Here is a 17,652-nt window from a genome sequence, read left to right as displayed (position 1 = left end):
GTTGCCGATCATCTCCCTGGTCTCGAGCACTCGCCACGGCTTGTCACGGCGACGATCAGCAGCCGTTCGAACCGTCCAGAGGTGCTCACCGCACGCGAGCGTCGACGAACCGTCCTGCGCCGTGACGCGGTAGACGTCCTTCTCACCCTGCGGGTAGACGCCCAGCACGGGGGTCGGCTCGCCGTTGGAGCCGATGACCAGGTCACCGACCTGCAGCGATCCGATCGGGCGATAGCCCTCCGGGGTCAGCACCGGCGTGAAGATCGGCTGCGCGCGGCCACGCATGTATGCGAGGGGTGCGACCTCGATCGTGCCCGCCTGCGTGAGGCGCGGGATCGACTCCGGGTCGACCATGTCGTGCAGCGCGTCGTAGAGGGGCCGCAGGTACGGGTCGATCTTCTCGTAGAGCGTGCCCGGCAGGTAGCCCAGGCGCTCGCCGGCCTCGACGGCCGGGCGGGTGAGGATGATCCGGTTGACCTGCTTGGCCTGCAGCGCCTGCACGGCCTTGGCCATGGCGAGGTACGTCTTGCCGGTGCCGGCGGGGCCGATGCCGAACACGATCGTGTTCTTGTCGATCGCGTCGACGTAGTGCTTCTGGTTCAGCGTCTTCGGCCTGATGGTGCGGCCGCGGCGGCTGATGATGTCGAGGCTCAGGACCTCGGCGGGCGACTCGGCCTCGTTCGCGCTGAGCATCGCGACGATGCGGCGGACGGCGTTCTGGTCGATGGCCTGCCCGCGGCCCGCGAGGGTGATGAGCTCGGAGAAGACGCGTTCGGCGAAGGCCACGTCGGCGGGGTCGCCGGACAAGGTGATCTCGTTCCCGCGCACGTGCACGTCGGCGTCGAGCAGTTCCTCCGCGAGCCGGAGGTTCTCGTCGCGCGACCCGAGCAGCGTGAGCACCGCACCTTCCGGCACGGCGAACCGGGACTGACCTTCCTTGTTGTTCTGCTGGTTTTCCTCGGCCACGTGGCCCCGGCCTGCTTCCTGTCGCTCGGATCTGGTGCCGTCGATGCTAGTCCGGCCGAAAATGGGTGGCTACCGCTTTGCTCACGGTGTGTGCTCATGAACCGTGGAGATCCGGAGGCTTGGTGTCGAGGACGTACCCGAGTGCATGAAACTCGTGACGGACCGGGGTTGGAGCTGGACGCCCGCGCAGTGGGAGATGCTGCTGTCCCTCGGTCCGGGCTTCGGCGCCTTCGACGAGACCGGGCTGCTCGGCACGACTCTGGTCACGCCGTATCCCGAGATGCAGGCGATCAGCGGCGTGCTGGTCGGTTCGTGGGCGGAACGCAGGGGCATTGCGGGCGCACTGATATCCAATATATTGGATATGGGTCCTTCGGTGCTGTACGCGACCACGATGGGTGAGCCGCTGTACGAACGGCTCGGCTTTCACTCGGTCGGGCGTGCGTTGGCGTACCACGGCGAGATCATGGGCGCGGCTGCCGGCGTGACGCGGCCGGCGACGTCAGGCGATCTGCCCTCGGTGGTGGCGCTGGACCGGGCGGCGAGCGGGTTCACGCGAGAGGCGTTCTGGATGCACGTGTTCGGTCCGTCATCGGTCTACACACCCCACATCGGGGAGGACGGCTTCGTCTGCACGCGGCGCATGGGTGAGACGTTGGTCATCGGTCCGCTCGTAGCACCGAACGCGGCTGCGGCGTGCGAGATCATCGCTGACGTGGCCGCCGGCGCCGGGCCGTCCCGCGTCGACGTGAGCGACCCGGAGGTGGCGGCGTTCCTGTTGGGCAAGGGCTACGAGGTGCGCGGAGGCTGCGCACTGATGGTGCACGGCGTCGATGACGTCGGCGGCGACCGTGGGCGGTACTTCGCGCCCGCGTCGCTCGCGCTGGGATGACTGGGGAACCTGTGGAACTGCGACGACTGACCTTGGACGACATCCCCGCGTGCTCCGACCTGGCGGAAAGCCGGTCGTGGCCGCGCGAGGAGAGCAAGTGGGAGTTCCTGCTCACGTACGGCGAGGGCTGGGGACTGTTCGACGAGCAGGGCCTCGTCGGCACGACGATCCTGACGCGCTATCCGGAGCTGGCGTCGGTCAGCATGGTGCTGGTCGCCGAACGCGCCGCGCGCCAAGGCCACGCCCGGCGGCTGGTATCCCATGTATTGGATACGGATGTCTCGACGTTGTTCGCGACGTCGATGGGCCGCCCGCTCTACGAGCAGATGGGTTTCCGCGCCGTCGGCTTCACCGACATCCACGCCGGGACGTTCACCGGACCGGCATCCGATATATCGCATATCGCGACCGCAGCCGACCTCGACGACCTCGTCGCGCTCGACACCAAGGTCACCGGCCTCACCCGGCCGTACCTGTGGGAGTCGCTGCTCAGGATGGGCACGGTCCGGATCTCCGAGCACGGCGTCGCGGGCTCGTGGCAGGTGCGCGAGGGCCGGAAGCTGATCGGCCCGGTGATCGCGGACTCCGCCGCCGACGCGTGCGCGCTCATCGCCGACTGCGCCGCCGGTGATCCCAGCGTGCGCGTCGACGTGCACGACCCCGAGGTCATCGCGTTCGTGCGCGAGCACGGCCTGGAGTCGTGGGGCGAGGCCACCTGGATGGTCCGCGGTGCCGAGCACCTGCCGGGTGACCGCACCCGCTACCACGCTCCCCTGCTGCAGGCGCTGGGCTAAAGACGGCGGCCGCCCAGCAGGTGCAGGTGGGCGTGGAAGACCTCCTGTCCGCTGTCCGGCCCGGTGTTGAAGAGCAGCCGGTAGCCCGACTCGGCCACTCCCTCGGCGTCGGCGACCTCCTTCGCGGCGGCGAAGAGGTCGCCGAGCTGGTCGCCGTTCAGGTCGACGGCGTTCGGCACGTGCTCGCGCGGGATGAGCAGCACGTGCACGGGCGCCTTGGGCTGGATGTCGCGGAACGCGAGCGTCGTCTTGGTCTCGTGCACGATCGTCGCGGGAATCTCACCGTCGGCGATCCGGCAGAACAAACAGGACATACCCCAAGCTAAACGAACAGCCGGTCCAGCTGCTCGTCGACGGCCTCGACCATGTCGGCGACCGTGAGCTCGTCGGGGCCGAGCCCGTGGTGGATGTTGAGCCCGTCGATCAGCACGATGAACCGCCGCGCGGCCTTCATCGGCACGACGCCATCCCGCAGCTCACCGGCTTCTTGCGCCGCAACGAGAACACGCGCGATCTCGCCGTACAACTCGCGTGTGCCGATGCGTTCCAGCTCGTGCAACGACGGCTCGACCATCGCCCGGGGCAGGAACGACAGCAGCACCGCGGCCTCGACCCGGCGGTCGTCGTCCATCGCCAGCATCTCGTGCGCGAAGGAGCGCAGCACCTCGCGGTTGCCGGCGGTGGTGTCGATCTTTTCCAACCGCGCGATGAACCGCCGGTACGCGAGCTCCATCGCGAACCCCAGCAGCGCGTCCTGCGTCGGAAAGTAGTGGCGCAGCGACCCGCTCGACCAGCCGGACTCGGCGGCGACGGCGCGCACGGACGCGTGGTCTATCCCGTCCCGCCGCACGATGCGCCACACTGCCTCAGCGAGTTCGCGGCGGCGTTGCTCATGGTCGACAACCTTCGGCACCGGCCCTTTCTAGCAGTCGTGCGCGAGCCGAACGACAGCCGCGCGGCACCTCTCCCACGACTCGGTGCCCGGCGTGATCATGTCCATGTGCCCTGCCCCCTGCACCACGACGAGTTCCGCCTGCGGCTCGGCGGCGCAGAACTCGATCGACTGCTCGACCGGGACGTCCTCGTCCTGGTCACCGTGCACGCACACCACCGGCTTGCCGATGGGGATCAGCGCGGCCGGCGAGGCCTCCGCGAACTGTTCCTCGGTGCACAGTTCCAGCGCCCGCGGCGTGATGTGCCTGGTGAAGTCCAGCACCGCCGCCTGGGCGACCGCTCCGACCACTCGCGCGCTGTGCCTGGCCGCCCACACGGCGAGGTGGCCTCCGGCGCTGTGCCCGAGCGTCACGACGGGCCCGATGTCGACGGCGTTGATCGCGGCGAGCACGTCCTCACCCGTCTGCGGCCACCCACCGCCGCCGCTCACCCGCCGGTATTCGATGTTCCAGACGACAAATCCTTCCGCGACGAGCACGTCCGCGAGAGGGCGGCCGAGTTCGAGGCCGTAGCGCTGGTGCCAAAAACCACCGTGAATGACGACAACGGCACCCTGAGTCGCGGTCTCGGGAACGTAAAGCTCGCCGAACTGACTGGGATGGTCACCGTAAGCAATTCGCTGCACACGCAGAACTTACGTGAACGACAAGAATTCGCCGAGAAGCGCGCCGGTTCGATAGGGAGTGACGAACCCGCAGGCCAGACGGCCCGAGCAGAGCGCACAAAGACACCTGAAACCAAAAGGGGCGCCTCGCGGTCCGAAGCCTGGGGGTCGCTTCGCCGCGAGGCGCCGACGCCGGACCGAGGGGGGAGGTGTCCGGCGAGTCTTTTGGTCAGAAAGGCTAATCGTCTACTCCGTTTCCGGATAGACCAATCGGCCCCTCTGCGAACAAGGGTAACCCCAACCGCCTGCGGTTCGCTACAACTTGCGTCAAGCCAATCCATCCGATGTTCATCTTCGGAGTGATCGGGGTCACCACCTTGTAGTACGTACCCCAATGGCACCAAGAGCAACCGCCGCAGCTGTAGATGCACGCAGAACGGTTGGACCCAATCGGACGATCCGCGCACCCGAAGATCGCAACGTGTCGAGTTCCTCGGGCGTGATTCCACCCTCGGGGCCCACTACAAGTAGCACGTCACCCGAATCGGGCAACGGAACGTCCGCAAGCCGTTCGGTGGCACTTTCGTGCAACACGAGAGTGAGCGCCGACGACGACACGCGATGAGAAAGCTGATTCGTGCTCACGGGTTCATCGACGAACGGCACTCGCGCACGACGGGCCTGCTTGGCCGCCTCACGGACCGTGGATCGCCAACGCCCCAACGCTTTCGCACCGCGCGGGCCGTCTTCCCACTTCGCCACGCATCGGGCCGCGCGCCACGGCACCACGCCGTCCACGCCGGCCTCGGTGGCCAGCTCGACCGCCAGCTCACCGCGGTCGCCCTTCACCAGGGCCTGGGCGAGCACGACGCGCGGGGCCGGTTCGGGCTCCACCCAGCGCTCGACCACGCGCAACGCCAGGGCGTCCTTCTCCACCGCCACCACGGAACAGCGCACCTGGGCACCGGACCCGTCCGACAGCACGAGTTCCTCGCCCGCGCGCAACCTCTTCACGGTGGCGGCGTGCCGGCCTTCCGGGCCGTCGAGCACGAACTCCTCGCCGGAGGGCAACGCCTCGACGAGGAAGACCGGCAGGGTCACCGGTGGCCGCGTGAGGAGCGCAGGCGGGCGAACAGCCCGCCGCCGCCCTTGCCGTTGTGGGACAGGGAGGGCTCGCTCTCGCCCCGCATCTCGGCCAGGTCGCGCAGCAACGAGGACTGCGCGGCGTCGAGCTTGGTCGGCACGACCACCTCGAGGTGCACGTGCAGGTCGCCGCGACCGTCGACACGGCCGGTGGAACGCAGCTTCGGCATGCCGCGGCCGGTCATGACGAGCTGCGTGCCCGGCTGCGTGCCGGGGTCGATCTGCAGCTCTTCCTCGCCGTCCAGGGTCTTCAACGGCAACGTGGCGCCCAGGGCGGCCGTCGTCATCGGGATCTGGACGATGCAGTGCAGGTCGGCGCCGTCGCGTTCGAAGATCTCGTGCGGGTGCTCCTCGACCTCGACGTAGAGGTCGCCGGCCGGGCCACCGCCGGGGCCGACCTCGCCCTGGCCCGCGAGGCGCACGCGCATGCCCTCGGCGACACCCGCGGGGATGTTCACGGAGATCGTGCGGCGCGACCGCGTGCGGCCGTCACCGGCGCACTGCTGGCACGGGTCCGGGATGACCTCGCCGAAGCCGCGGCACACCGGGCACGGGCGCGACGTGACGACCTGCCCGAGGAACGAGCGCTGCACCGACTGGACCTCGCCGCGGCCGTGGCAGGTGTCGCACTGGACGGGCTTGGAGTTGTTCTGGGTGCCGGCGCCGTGGCAGCGGTCGCACAGGATCGCCGTGTCGACGGTCAGCTCACGGGTGGCGCCCGCCGCGCACTCCTCCAGCGTCATGTCGAGCCGGATCAGCGCGTCGGAGCCGGGCTGCACGCGGCTGCGCGGCCCCCGGCCACCGCCGGGCGTGGCGCCGAAGAAGGCGTCCATGATGTCGCCGAGGCCGAAACCCGCGAACGGGTCACCACCCGCGCGGCCACCGCCGCCCGAGTCGAGCGGGTCGCCTCCCAGGTCGACGACGCGGCGCTTCTCGGGGTTCGACAACACCTCGTAGGCGGCCGTCACCTCCTTGAAGCGGGCCTCCTCGTTGGGATTGACGTCCGGGTGCAGCTGCCTGGCGAGCTTGCGATAGGCGCGCTTGATCTCATCCTGTGTCGCGTTCTGCGAGACACCGAGGATGCCGTAGTAATCCCTGGCCACCTTGTTCGCTTTCGTGTTCATCTCAAGTGCAAGACGTTTCTGGTCAACGACCGGTCAGGATCTCACCGACATAGTTGGCGACCGCGCGTACGGCGGCCATGGTCCCGGGGTAGTCCATGCGCGTCGGTCCGACGACGCCGAGGCCCCCGAGTGGATTGTCACGGCTGCCGTAGCCGATGGACACCACGGAAGTGCTGCGCATCTCAGCGGCCTCGTTCTCCTCGCCGATGCGCACCAGCACGCGACCGGGGTCGCGGGAGGCGGCGAGCAGCTTGAGCACGACGACCTGCTCCTCCAGCGCTTCCAGCACCTGCCGCAGCGAGCCCGGGAAGTCGGTGATGCTGCGCGTGAGGTTCGCGGTACCGCCGAGCACCAGCCGTTCCTCGGGGTGCTCCACCAGCGTCTCGATGAGCACAGTAGCGACTCGCAGCATCGGATCGCGCAGGTTCGGCGGAACCTCGTCGGGCAGCTCGGCGACCTTGGCACTCGCCTCGGCCAGCCGCTGCCCCGCCATCGCCTGGTTCAGCACGCCGCGCAACTGGGCCGTGTGCGCCTCGCTGATCACGTCCCCGAGCTCGACGATGCGCTGGTCGACGCGGCCGGTGTCGGTGATGAGCACCAGCATCAGCCGCGACGGCGTGATCGGCAGCACCTCCAGGTGGCGCACGGCCGCGCGGGACAGCGTCGGCACCTGGATCACCGCCACCTGCCTGGTCAGCTGCGCGAGCAACCGCACACTGCGGCGCATCACGTCGTCGAGGTCGATCGCGCCGTCGAGGAAGCTGCGGATGGCCCGCTTCTCGGCCTGCGAGAGCGGCTTGATCTCGCTCAGCTTGTCGACGAAGAGCCGGTAGCCCTTGTCCGTTGGCACGCGCCCCGCGCTGGTGTGCGGCTGGGCGATGTAGCCCTCGTCCTCCAGCGCGGCCATGTCGTTGCGCACGGTCGCGCTCGAGACACCCAGGTTGTGCCGGTCGACCAGGGCTTTCGACCCCACGGGCTCCTGGTTGGACACGTAGTCGGCAACGATGGCGCGCAGCACCTCGAACCGACGCTCATCGGCGTTCACCGCTGTTCACCTCCGTGTCCATTGCTCCCGAGTTTACCCAGCCCGTTTCCTGCTCGGTGCGCGCTCTGAAGTCGTGCTCGATCCGGGCTCCGGTTTTTGTCGGTGCCCGTCGCTAGGGTCCAAACGTGGGCAACGTGGTGTGGCTGCGGCCACCGGAGGAGGAAGGTCCCGCGCCGGGGAGAGCGTGCCTGGTCCACAGCGAGGACGAGTGGTGGGAGGGCACCGTGGTCTGGGAGGAGGCCCGCCGGGCGGACGGGTTGTGGTGGGGCACGGTGACATACCGCAAGGGCGGGTGGGTGCTCACCGAGGTGCACAGCCAGCACGACCTGCGCGCGAGGTGATCAGGGCAGCAGGCGCCTGACGACGGCGTCGGCCAGCAGGCGGCCGCGGTCGGTCAGCACGCAGCGGTCGTCGTGCGGTTCGAGCAACCCGTCGGCGATCGCCTGCTTCGCCTCCTCGCGGCCGGCGTCGTCCAGCACGTCCATCGGCAGGCCTTCGGAGAGGCGCAGTTCCAGCAGCACCCGTTCGACGCGCTGGTCCTCGGCCGACAGCGTCTCGCGGCCTGCGGCGGGTGACTTGCCCTCGGCCAGCAGGGACGAGTAGCGGGCAGGGTGCTTCACGTTCCAGAAGCGCACGCCGCCCACGTGGCTGTGCGCGCCGGGGCCGAAGCCCCACCAGTCGGCGCCCTTCCAGTACAGGACGTTGTGGCGGCACTGCGCCTCGGCAGAGGTCGCCCAGTTCGACACCTCGTACCAGGAGAAACCGGCGCCGCTCAGTACCGAGTCGACCATCTCGTACGACGAGGCCAGCACGTCGTCGTCCGGCATGGGCAGATCGCCGCGGCGGATGCGGCGGGCGAGGCCGGTGCCGTCCTCCACGATCAACGCGTAGGCGGACACGTGGTCGACGCCTGCGGCCAGCACGGCGTCGAGGGATTCGGCCAGATCCGAGGGTCGTTCCCCCGGTGTGCCATAGATGAGGTCGAGGTTCACGTGCTCGAACCCGGCCGCGCGGGCCTCCAGCGCGGCCTCGCCGGGACGGCCGGGCGTGTGCTTGCGGTCCAGCACAGCGAGAACGTGCCGGGCCGCGGACTGCATGCCCAGCGACACGCGCGTGTAGCCGGCCGAACGAATACCGGAGAAGAACTCCACGGACGTCGACTCGGGGTTCGACTCCGTCGTCACCTCGGCGCCGGGAGCCAGGCCGAAGGACTGCCGCACCGCGTCCAGCACGTCACCCAGACCCGAGGCGCCCAGCAGAGAAGGCGTACCGCCGCCGACGAACACGGTTTCGGCCAACGGAGCGGTGCCGAGAACGGAAGCGGCCAGGTCCAGTTCGCGGCGCAGGCCCTCCAGCCACGACTCCGGTGACGCGGAGGAACCCAGCTCACCGGGCGTGTAGGTGTTGAAGTCGCAGTAGCCGCAACGGGTCGCGCAGAACGGCACGTGCACGTAGATGCCGAAGGGGCGCGAGCCGGCACCGGCGAGAGCGGAAGGGGGAAGCGAACCGTCGGCGGGCGCGGGCTCGCCATCGGGCAAAGCGGAGGGCATGACTCCCAGTGTCCCCTACACGGCCCAAATGGCGGTGTTCGACCAGGGAAAGTGTCTGTCGGTGACAGAAATGCTACGGAGTGAGATCAGGCCAGGATGTCAACTCCCCCTCGGCAATCCCAGCATTCGGTTGGCGGTGGACCACGCACTGGACGGCATGCACACTGAGGTCATGCATTCGACTGGAGTCCGCCTCGTGGCCCGCCGCCACGTCGACTTCCGTCGTGTCTCCAGCGCGATGTGCCGTCGTTCGGCATGACCGCGCGCTGATTTGTTCCCGTCAGCGCTCGGCGCGCTGACGACGCCCCCACCACAAGCACCTCCGGGCTCGCACGCGCACTGAGCGCCTCGAAACCCGGAGGATGGCGATGGCCACGCCGCAGACGTCACCGCGTGCCAAGCAGCGTCGCGGCGAGGGGCAGTGGGCACTCGGTTACCGAGAGCCGCTGAACCCCAACGAGCGGAGCAAGAAGGACGACAACCCGCTCAACGTCCGCGCCCGCATCGAGAACATCTACGCCCACGGCGGTTTCGACTCGATCGACCCGGCCGACCTGCGCGGACGGTTCCGCTGGTACGGCCTGTACACGCAACGCAAGCCCGGCATCGACGGCGGCCGCACGGCCACGCTGGAGCCGGAGGAGTTGGACGACGAGTTCTTCATGATGCGCGTCCGCAGCGACGGCGGTGCGCTCACCACGGAGCAGTTGACGGTCCTCGGCGAGATTTCGCAGACCTACGCGCGTGACACCGCGGACATCACCGACCGGCAGAACATCCAGTACCACTGGATCCGGGTCGAGGACGTTCCCACGATCTGGCAGAAGCTCGAAGCCGTCGGCCTGACGACGATGGAGGCGTGTGGCGACAGCCCGCGCGTCATCCTCGGTTCGCCGGTCGCGGGCATCTCGCAGGACGAGGTGATCGACGGGCAGCCGGCGATCGACACGATCCTCGAGCGCTACATCGGCGACCCGCGCTTCTCCAACCTGCCGCGCAAGTTCAAGACGGCCATCTCCGGTCTGCAGGACGTGGCGCACGAGATCCACGACATCGCGTTCGTCGGCGTGCACCACCCCGAGCACGGGCCGGGCTTCGACCTCTGGGTCGGCGGCGGCCTGTCCACGAACCCCATGCTGGGCAAGCGCCTGGGCGCCTGGGTGCCGCTCGACGAGGTGCCGGACGTGTGGGAAGCCGTCATCAGCGTCTTCCGTGACTACGGCTACCGCCGTCTGCGCCACCGCGCGCGCATCAAGTTCCTCGTCGCCGACTGGGGCCCGGAGAAGTTCCGCCAGGTCGTCGAGGACGAGTACCTCAAGCGCAAGATGATCGACGGCCCGGCGCCGGAGACCCTGGACCAGCAGCTCGACCACATCGGCGTGCACAAGCAGAAGGACGGCCTGTTCTACGTCGGCGCCGCTCCCGTCGCGGGCCGGGTCTCGGGCTCGATCCTCGTCGAGGTCGCGAAGTACGCGGAACGGGCCGGCTCCGGCCGCGTCCGTTTCACGCCGCAGCAGAAGATCATCGTGCTGGACGTGCCCGAGTCCGAGATCCCGGCGCTCAAGAGCGATCTCGCCAAGCTGGGCCTGCAGGTCGACCCGTCGCCGTGGCGCCGGGGCATCATGGCGTGCACCGGCATCGAGTTCTGCAAGCTCGCGATCGTCGAGACCAAGGCGCGCGCCCTCGACCTCGTCACGCAGCTCGAAGCCAACCTCAAGGACATCGTCGACGGCGTCACGGCGCCGATCACCGTGCACATCAACGGCTGCCCCAACTCCTGTGCCCGCATCCAGACCGCGGACATCGGCCTCAAGGGCCAGATCGTCACGGACGAGCAGGGCAACCAGGTCGAGGGCTTCCAGGTGCACCTCGGCGGTGGCCTCGGCCTCGACGCCGGGTTCGGCCGGAAGTTGCGCGGCCACAAGGTGACCTCGGCCGAGCTGCCCGAGTACGTCGAGCGGGTCGTGCGGAACTTCGTCGCCCAGCGCGAGACCGACGAGCGGTTCGCGCAGTGGGTCGGCCGGGCGGAAGAGGGTTCGCTGCGATGAGCGAACGCGCGACGCCGTTCTACTGCCCCTACTGCGGTGACGAGGACCTCCGGCCGCAGGAGGAACCCAGCTACGCGTGGCTGTGCACCGGGTGCCGCCGCGTCTTCAAGGTCTCGTTCGTCGGGCTCAACCTGCCGCAGGAGGTGAAGAAGTGAGCGATCTCAAGGAAGACCTCAAGATCGTCGCCGACGCGGCCGAGCAGGAACTGAGGGACGCAAGTCCCGAGGAAGCGCTGGAGTGGGTCGCGCGGACGTTCGGCGACAACTACATCGTGGCCTCCAACATGCAGGACGCCGTGCTGATCGACCTCGCCGCCAAGGTGAAGCCGAACTTCGACGTGCTGTTCCTGGAGACGGGCTACCACTTCCCGGAGACCATCGGCGTGCGTGACGCCGTCGGTGTCGTCTACCCGGAGGTGCGCGTCGTCAACGCCGCCGCCGAGCAGTCCGTCGCGGACCAGGAGGCGGAGTTCGGCCTGCTGTACCAGTCGGATCCGGCCAAGTGCTGCAACCTGCGGAAAGTGATCCCCCTGCGTCGGGAGCTCGCGAAGTACGACGCGTGGGTCACCGGTGTGCGCCGCGTGGACGCCCCGACCAGGGCCAACACGCCGATCGTGCAGTGGGACGACCGCAACGGCCTGGTGAAGATCAACCCGATCGCGCCGTGGAGCGACGACGAGTTCAACGCCTACATCCGCGAGAAGGGCGTCCTCGAGAACCTGTTGGTGCAGGAGGGTTATCCCTCCATCGGCTGCCTGCCGTGCACCGCCAAGCCGTTGCCGGGGCAGGACGCCCGCAGCGGCCGGTGGGCGGGCCAGTCCAAGACTGAATGTGGGTTGCACGGATGACACTGGCTCTGGACACCCTGGGACGCCTCGAATCCGAGGCGATCCACATCTTCCGCGAGGTCGCGGGCGAGTTCGACCGGCCGGTGATCCTCTTCTCCGGCGGCAAGGACTCGACGCTGCTGCTGCACCTCGCGATCAAGGCGTTCTACCCGGCGCCGGTGCCGTTCCCGTTGCTGCACGTGGACACCGGGCACAACTTCGACGAGGTCATCGAGTTCCGCGACCGCGTCGTCGCGCAACACGGTCTGCGCCTGGAGGTCGCGAACGTCCAGGACTGGATCGACGACGGCCGCCTCGAAGAGCGCCCGGACGGCACGCGCAACCCGTTGCAGACCGTGCCGCTGCTGGACTCCATCACGCAGCACAAGTTCGACGCGGTCTTCGGCGGCGGGCGCCGGGACGAGGAACGGGCGCGCGCCAAGGAGCGGATCTTCAGCCTGCGCACGGCGTTCGGTCAGTGGGACCCGAAGCGCCAGCGCCCGGAGCTGTGGAACCTCTACAACGGCCGGCACCGCGCCGGTGAGCACGTCCGTGTGTTCCCGCTGTCCAACTGGACCGAGCTCGACGTGTGGAACTACATCGAGCGCGAAGGCATCGAGCTGCCGGACATCTACTACTCGCACCAGCGCGACGTGTTCCTGCGCGACGGCATGTGGCTCGCCGAGGGTCCGTGGGGCACGGCACGCGACGGCGAAACGTTGCTGCGCAAGACAGTTCGCTACCGCACGGTCGGTGACGGCTCCTGCACGGGTGCCGTCGAGTCCGACGCCGCCGACATCCACGCGGTGATCGCCGAGGTCGCCGCGTCACGACTGACCGAGCGCGGCGCCACGCGGGCCGACGACCGGCTGTCCGAGGCCGCCATGGAAGACCGCAAGCGGGAGGGCTACTTCTAAATGAGCGACCTGTTGAGGCTGGCTACCGCAGGCAGCGTGGACGATGGGAAGTCCACGCTCGTCGGCAGGTTGCTCTACGACACCAAGTCCGTGCTCGCGGACACGCTCGACGCCGTGCACCGCGCGAGCGCCGACCGCGGTCTCGCGACGCCGGATCTGTCACTGCTGGTCGACGGCCTGCGCTCGGAACGCGAGCAGGGCATCACGATCGACGTGGCGTACCGCTACTTCGCGACGCCCAAGCGGTCGTTCGTGCTCGCGGACACCCCTGGCCACGTCCAGTACACCCGCAACACCGTCACCGGCGCCTCCACCGCGCAGCTCGCGGTCCTGCTCGTCGACGCGCGCAAGGGCGTCATCGAGCAGACCCGGCGCCACGCGGCGGTTCTCGCGTTGCTGGGCGTGCCGCGGCTCGTCCTCGCGGTCAACAAGATCGACCTCGTGGACTACGACGAGGTGACGTTCGCCCGCATCGCCAAGGAGTTCACGGCGCACGCCACGGCTCTCGGCTACACCGAGGACTCGGTCGTCGAGATCCCGGTGTCCGCGCTGGCGGGCGACAACGTCGTGGACAAGTCCGTGAACACGCCCTGGTACTCCGGCCCGACCCTGCTGGAGCACCTGGAGAACGTGCCGGTCGAGCCCGACCCGCACGACGCTCCGTTCCGCTTCCCGGTGCAGTACGTGATCCGCCCTCGCACCGCCGAGCACCTCGACTACCGGGGTTACGCCGGTCTGGTCGCGGCCGGCACGATCAAGCCGGGCGACGAGATCGTCGTGCTGCCGTCGGGCCGTCGCTCGACGGTCACGAAGATCGACACGGCCGACGGTGAACTGACCGAGGCGGCGGCCGGCCAGTCCGTCACGCTGCTGCTGGCCGACGACATCGACATCTCGCGCGGCGACCTGATCGCCGTCGCGGACAACGCGCCGACCGTCACCGACGAGCTCGACGCGACCCTGTGCTGGCTCGCGGAGAAGTCGCTGCGGCCCGGCGCCCGGGTTCTCGTCAAGCACGGCACGCGCACCGTGCAGGCGGTGGTCACCGACCTGCGCGACCGCTTCGACGAGCAGAACCTGTCCAGTGTGGACAGCCCTGCCTCGCTGGAGCTCAACGAGATCGGCCGGGTGGCTCTGCGACTCGCGGAGCCCGTTCCGCTGGACGACTACAGCTTCAGCAGGCGCACCGGGTCCTTCCTGGTGATCGACGCGAGCGACGGTTCCACGCTCGCCGCCGGCCTGGTCGGGGCTCCGCTGCCGCTGCTCGAGGACGGCGTGGAGAGCTGTACCGGGGGTAGCGCCGCTACCCCCGACGACCACGCCCTCGTCTCCCCCGGTCCCTGAAAGGCCACCTCCTCGTGAACCTCAAGCCCGCGCTCGCCGTCGCGCTCATCGCACTGACAGCACTGTCCGGCTGCAGCCGCCGCGTCACCGACGAACCGGCCACGGTCGGGTCAAAGGGCGCCGCGACCGAGGTCCGCCTCGGGTACTTCCCGAACGTGACCCACGCCGCCGCGCTGATCGGCGTCGAGAAGGGCTTGTTCACCAAGGAGCTCGGCAGTACCAAGCTGACGACGCAGACGTTCAACGCGGGCCCCGACGAGGTGAACGCGCTGCTGGGCGAGTCCCTCGACATCGCCTACATCGGTTCGGGGCCGGCGATCAACGCCTACGCGAAGTCCAAGGGCGAGGCCGTGAAGCTCATCGCGGGTGCCACGTCCGGTGGCGCGCAACTCGTGGTGAAGCCCGGGATCAACTCGGTCGAGGACCTCAAGGGCAAGATCGTCGCCACGCCGCAGCTCGCGAACACGCAGGACGTGTCGCTGAAGAAGTACCTGGCGGAGAAGAACCTGACCGGCCAGGTCACCGTGCAGAACGTGGAGAACGCCGCGTCGCTCGACCTGTTCAAGAAGGGCGACATCCAGGCCGCCTGGGCACCGCAGCCGTGGTCGGCGCGCCTGGTCGCCGAGGCGGGCGCGAAGGTGCTGCTCGACGAGAACACGCTGTGGGACGGCGGGGCGTTCCCGACCACCGTGGTCATCGTGCGGACGAAGTTCCTGCAGGAGCACCCGGAGACGGTCGAGGCAGTGCTGAAGGGGCACGTCGCCGCGATCGACTGGGCGAATGCCAACTCCGACGAGGCCAAGAAGTCCGTGAACGCCGCGCTGGAGAAGCTCACGTCCAAGAAGCTCGGCGACAAGGTCCTCGACGCCGCCTGGGACAACATCGAGCTCACGACCGACGCGCAGGCCAAGCACTTCCCGCAGCTCGCGAAGGACGCTGTGACGGCGGGCGTGGCCAAGGAGGCCGCGAACGTCGCCGGGTACGCCGACTTCACGTTGCTGAACAAGGTTCTCCAGGCACAGGGCAAGCCGCAGGTACAAGCAGCCGGACTGGACCAGAAGTAACTTCTGAGGGGACACGGACCATGACCGCCACGCTCGAGACCACTGTCTTGTCTACTGTGGACACCGCCGTCGAACTGGCCGGCGTCCGCAAGGTGTTCGGCCACGGCAACTCGGCGGTGGTGGCACTCGACGGCGTCGACCTGTTGGTGAAGCCGGGCGAGTTCGTGTGCCTTCTGGGCGCGTCCGGCTGCGGCAAGAGCACGCTGCTCAACATCGTCGCGGGCCTCGACGCCGCGACGTCGGGCTCGTTGCAGCTCAACACGTCCCGCCCGGCCGTGATGTTCCAGGAGCCCGCTCTGATGCCGTGGCTCACCGCCGCTCGCAACGTCGAACTGGCGCTGCGTTTCGCCGGTGTCGGCCGCCTGGCACGCAAGCGCCGCGCGTTGGAACTGCTGGAACTGGTGCGGCTCGGCGACGTCGCGGACAAGCGCCCGCACGAGCTTTCCGGTGGTATGCGCCAGCGCGTGGCCCTGGCTCGCGCCCTGGCGTCCACCACGGTCTCCCCGGACGGCGCTCCCGCCCTGCTGCTGATGGACGAGCCGTTCGCGGCACTCGACGCCATCACGCGCGACGTGCTGCAGAGCGAACTGCTGCGCGTCTGGGAGACCACGAACACCGCGATCATCTTCGTGACGCACGACGTGCGCGAGGCCGTTCGTCTCGGCCAGCGCGTCGTGCTGCTGTCCTCACGTCCCGGCCGCGTCGTGCGCGAGTGGGACGTCACGGACTCCTCGAACGAGGTCCTCGACGAGATCAACATCCATCTGCGAGAGGTCATCAGTGGCCACGCCTCCTGACACGCTCGACAAGGTCGGCGCCGGCCTCGACGCGCTCGATGTGCCCGTAGAGGCGCACCGACCGCCGGTCTGGCGCCGTTTCCTGAAGACGGGCGTGCCACCCCTCATCGCCTTCGCCCTGCTTCTGGGCGTGTGGCAGGCGTTGTGGGCTTCGGCCCTGCTGCCCGAGTTCCAGCTCCCCGCTCCGGTCAACGTGTGGAACGAGCTCGTCCGCTCGATCACCACCGGCGACGCGTTCGGCATCCTGTGGACCTCACTGCACCGCGCGGTGCTCGGGTTCCTCGCGGCGGTCGTGATCGCGACGCCACTGGGTCTGCTGATCGCCAAGGTGCGGGTGGTGCGCGCGGCGATCGGGTCGTTGCTGACCGGCCTGCAGTCACTTCCCTCGGTGGCCTGGGTTCCGGCGGCGATCCTGTGGTTCGGCGTGACGCCGTCCACGATCTACTTCGTGGTGCTGATGGGCTCGGTGCCGTCGATCGCGAACGGCCTGGTGGCGGGCATCGACCAGATCCCGCCGCTGCTGCCCCGCGTGGGACGTGCCCTGGGGGCCGGCCGGCTCGCTTCGGCCCGCTACATCCTGCTTCCCGCCGCCCTGCCCGGATACCTGGCCGGTTTGAAACAAGGTTGGGCGTTCTCGTGGCGGTCGCTGATGGCCGCGGAGATCATCGCCACCTCGCCGCAGCTCGGCGTCGGGCTCGGGCAGTACCTGCACAACGGTTCGTCGTTGAACGACATCAACATGGTGATCGCGGCGATCTTCCTGATCCTGTTGGTGGGCATCGGAATCGAGCTGCTGCTGTTCCGGCCGTTGGAACGCGCTGTGCTGCGGGCCCGTGGACTGACGGGGGCGCTGTGATTCCTCTTGTCGCTGTCGCCCACGGCAGCCGCGATCCCCGTTCGGCCGCGTCGATCCATGGGTTGTTGGACGTGGTGCGGTCCTTGCGGCCCGAGTTGGACGTTCGCGGGTGCTTCCTGGACCTGTGCGCGCCTCGGTTGAGCGACGTGCTGCGCGGACCCGCCGTGGTCGTGCCTTTGTTGCTGGGCAAGGCTTATCACGCCCGCGTCGACGTTCCGGCCGCCGTTGCGGAGTCCCGCGTTCCCGCTGTGGTGACGGACGTGCTGGGGCCGGATCCCCGGCTGGAGTCGGCGGCTCTGCGCCGGCTGTCCGAGGCCGGGGTCTCGTTCGGGGACAGGTCTTTGGGCGTCGTGCTGGCCGGCGCCGGGTCCTCGCATGCTCCAGCGAACGAGGCCGTGGCCCGCGTCGCCCGGCGGTGGGCTCGCGAGTCGGGATGGGCCGGTGTCGAGGCGGCGTTCGCCTCCATCGCGTCGCCTACCGTGCCCGAGGCTGTCGAGAAGCTGCGGATGAAGGGTGCCACTCGGATCGCGGTGGCGTCGTGGTTCCTGGCGCCGGGGTTGCTGCCGGACAAGGTCGCTTCGCTGGCTGGGGATGCCGTGGTGGCACAGCCGTTGGGTGACGACGTGGAGGTCGCGCAGCTCGTGCTCGACCGTTACGACTTCGCCGTGGCGCGTCAGACGGTGGCCGCTTAGCTTGTGCCGCAAGCAATTCCTTGGATCGCGTTCAAC

Annotated in this window: 19 protein-coding genes and 1 pseudogene; 12 read left to right on the top strand and 8 right to left on the bottom strand. The window is 68.8% G+C overall.

Going from position 1 to position 17,652, the window contains the following annotated elements; genetic code table 11:
- Positions 1-273 precede the first annotated feature (273 nt).
- Positions 274-966: pseudogene (locus IG04_RS47900) on the bottom strand (PhoH family protein); the annotation flags it as partial.
- A 145-nt stretch (positions 967-1,111) separates the two neighbouring features.
- On the opposite strand from IG04_RS47900, the gene IG04_RS0100245 reads away from it, so the two are divergent.
- Together IG04_RS0100245 and IG04_RS0100240 are read left to right on the top strand one after the other, a co-directional pair.
- Positions 1,112-1,858, top strand: a complete 747-nt coding sequence (locus IG04_RS0100245; RefSeq protein WP_144065494.1) for a GNAT family N-acetyltransferase — start codon at positions 1,112-1,114, stop codon at positions 1,856-1,858.
- An 11-nt stretch (positions 1,859-1,869) separates the two neighbouring features.
- Positions 1,870-2,652 carry a GNAT family N-acetyltransferase gene (locus IG04_RS0100240; protein WP_051768535.1) on the top strand — a complete coding sequence of 261 codons (783 nt, stop codon included), beginning with the start codon at positions 1,870-1,872 and terminating at the stop codon, positions 2,650-2,652.
- On the opposite strand, the gene IG04_RS0100235 is transcribed toward IG04_RS0100240, so the two are convergent.
- From IG04_RS0100235 to hrcA, 6 genes are all read right to left on the bottom strand, one after another.
- On the bottom strand, positions 2,649-2,966 hold the full coding sequence (locus tag IG04_RS0100235; protein WP_030474419.1) for a histidine triad nucleotide-binding protein: 318 nt from the start codon (positions 2,964-2,966) through the stop codon (positions 2,649-2,651). The genes IG04_RS0100240 and IG04_RS0100235 overlap by 4 nt on opposite strands.
- A gap of 8 nt (positions 2,967-2,974) precedes the next feature.
- A complete protein-coding gene (locus IG04_RS0100230) occupies positions 2,975-3,565 on the bottom strand; it encodes a TetR/AcrR family transcriptional regulator (RefSeq protein WP_051768532.1) in 591 nt (196 codons plus the stop codon).
- A gap of 9 nt (positions 3,566-3,574) precedes the next feature.
- On the bottom strand, positions 3,575-4,231 hold the full coding sequence (locus IG04_RS0100225; protein WP_051768530.1) for an alpha/beta hydrolase: 657 nt from the start codon (positions 4,229-4,231) through the stop codon (positions 3,575-3,577).
- 348 nt (positions 4,232-4,579) lie between these two features.
- A complete protein-coding gene (locus IG04_RS0100220; RefSeq protein WP_030474416.1) occupies positions 4,580-5,311 on the bottom strand; it encodes a 16S rRNA (uracil(1498)-N(3))-methyltransferase in 732 nt (243 codons plus the stop codon).
- Positions 5,308-6,456 (bottom strand): molecular chaperone DnaJ, encoded by a 1,149-nt coding sequence (gene dnaJ, locus IG04_RS0100215; protein ID WP_030474415.1) that lies wholly within the window; start codon positions 6,454-6,456, stop codon positions 5,308-5,310. The genes IG04_RS0100220 and dnaJ overlap by 4 nt, the downstream gene beginning before the upstream one ends.
- Positions 6,457-6,499: 43 nt before the next feature.
- Positions 6,500-7,522, bottom strand: a complete 1,023-nt coding sequence (hrcA, locus tag IG04_RS0100210; protein WP_030474414.1) for a heat-inducible transcriptional repressor HrcA — start codon at positions 7,520-7,522, stop codon at positions 6,500-6,502.
- 125 nt (positions 7,523-7,647) lie between these two features.
- Between hrcA and IG04_RS0100205 the strand changes: the two genes are divergently transcribed.
- Complete coding sequence (locus IG04_RS0100205; RefSeq protein ID WP_084401764.1) at positions 7,648-7,863, top strand: hypothetical protein; 216 nt, start codon at positions 7,648-7,650, stop codon at positions 7,861-7,863.
- Here the strand turns inward: IG04_RS0100205 and hemW are convergent, their stop codons facing one another.
- On the bottom strand, positions 7,864-9,072 hold the full coding sequence (gene hemW, locus IG04_RS0100200) for a radical SAM family heme chaperone HemW (RefSeq protein ID WP_030474412.1): 1,209 nt from the start codon (positions 9,070-9,072) through the stop codon (positions 7,864-7,866).
- Positions 9,073-9,440: 368 nt separating this feature from the next.
- Between hemW and IG04_RS0100195 the strand changes: the two genes are divergently transcribed.
- The 9 genes from IG04_RS0100195 to IG04_RS0100155 are packed head-to-tail and all read left to right on the top strand — an operon-like array spanning position 9,441 to position 17,616.
- Positions 9,441-11,120 carry a nitrite/sulfite reductase gene (locus tag IG04_RS0100195; protein WP_030474411.1) on the top strand — a complete coding sequence of 560 codons (1,680 nt, stop codon included), beginning with the start codon at positions 9,441-9,443 and terminating at the stop codon, positions 11,118-11,120.
- Positions 11,117-11,275, top strand: a complete 159-nt coding sequence (locus tag IG04_RS0100190; RefSeq protein WP_030472080.1) for a hypothetical protein — start codon at positions 11,117-11,119, stop codon at positions 11,273-11,275. Before IG04_RS0100195 ends, IG04_RS0100190 begins: the two co-directional genes overlap by 4 nt.
- Positions 11,272-11,967 (top strand): phosphoadenylyl-sulfate reductase, encoded by a 696-nt coding sequence (locus IG04_RS0100185; protein ID WP_030474410.1) that lies wholly within the window; start codon positions 11,272-11,274, stop codon positions 11,965-11,967. Before IG04_RS0100190 ends, IG04_RS0100185 begins: the two co-directional genes overlap by 4 nt.
- The gene (cysD, locus tag IG04_RS0100180; RefSeq protein ID WP_173850001.1) at positions 11,964-12,863 is read left to right on the top strand and encodes a sulfate adenylyltransferase subunit CysD; all 900 of its coding nucleotides are present in this window, start codon (positions 11,964-11,966) and stop codon (positions 12,861-12,863) included. The genes IG04_RS0100185 and cysD overlap by 4 nt, the downstream gene beginning before the upstream one ends.
- Positions 12,864-14,207 (top strand): sulfate adenylyltransferase subunit 1, encoded by a 1,344-nt coding sequence (locus IG04_RS0100175; protein ID WP_030474408.1) that lies wholly within the window; start codon positions 12,864-12,866, stop codon positions 14,205-14,207.
- Between the two features lie 14 nt (positions 14,208-14,221).
- Positions 14,222-15,271 carry an ABC transporter substrate-binding protein gene (locus IG04_RS0100170; protein ID WP_030474407.1) on the top strand — a complete coding sequence of 350 codons (1,050 nt, stop codon included), beginning with the start codon at positions 14,222-14,224 and terminating at the stop codon, positions 15,269-15,271.
- Positions 15,272-15,291: 20 nt separating this feature from the next.
- Positions 15,292-16,068: an ABC transporter ATP-binding protein gene (locus IG04_RS0100165; protein ID WP_030474406.1), complete on the top strand. Its 777-nt coding sequence runs from the start codon at positions 15,292-15,294 to the stop codon at positions 16,066-16,068.
- Positions 16,052-16,924: an ABC transporter permease gene (locus tag IG04_RS0100160; RefSeq protein ID WP_030474405.1), complete on the top strand. Its 873-nt coding sequence runs from the start codon at positions 16,052-16,054 to the stop codon at positions 16,922-16,924. The genes IG04_RS0100165 and IG04_RS0100160 overlap by 17 nt, the downstream gene beginning before the upstream one ends.
- Entirely contained in the window at positions 16,921-17,616 is a 696-nt protein-coding gene (locus IG04_RS0100155; RefSeq protein WP_144065495.1) for a sirohydrochlorin chelatase, read from the top strand. The genes IG04_RS0100160 and IG04_RS0100155 overlap by 4 nt, the downstream gene beginning before the upstream one ends.
- Positions 17,617-17,652 lie beyond the last annotated feature (36 nt).

This window comes from Lentzea albidocapillata, assembly GCF_000719115.1.
GTDB classification, from domain to species: domain Bacteria; phylum Actinomycetota; class Actinomycetes; order Mycobacteriales; family Pseudonocardiaceae; genus Lentzea; species Lentzea albidocapillata.
The sequence above is the reverse complement of the archived record's forward strand: the minus strand, read 5'-3'. Positions and strand labels throughout refer to the sequence as shown.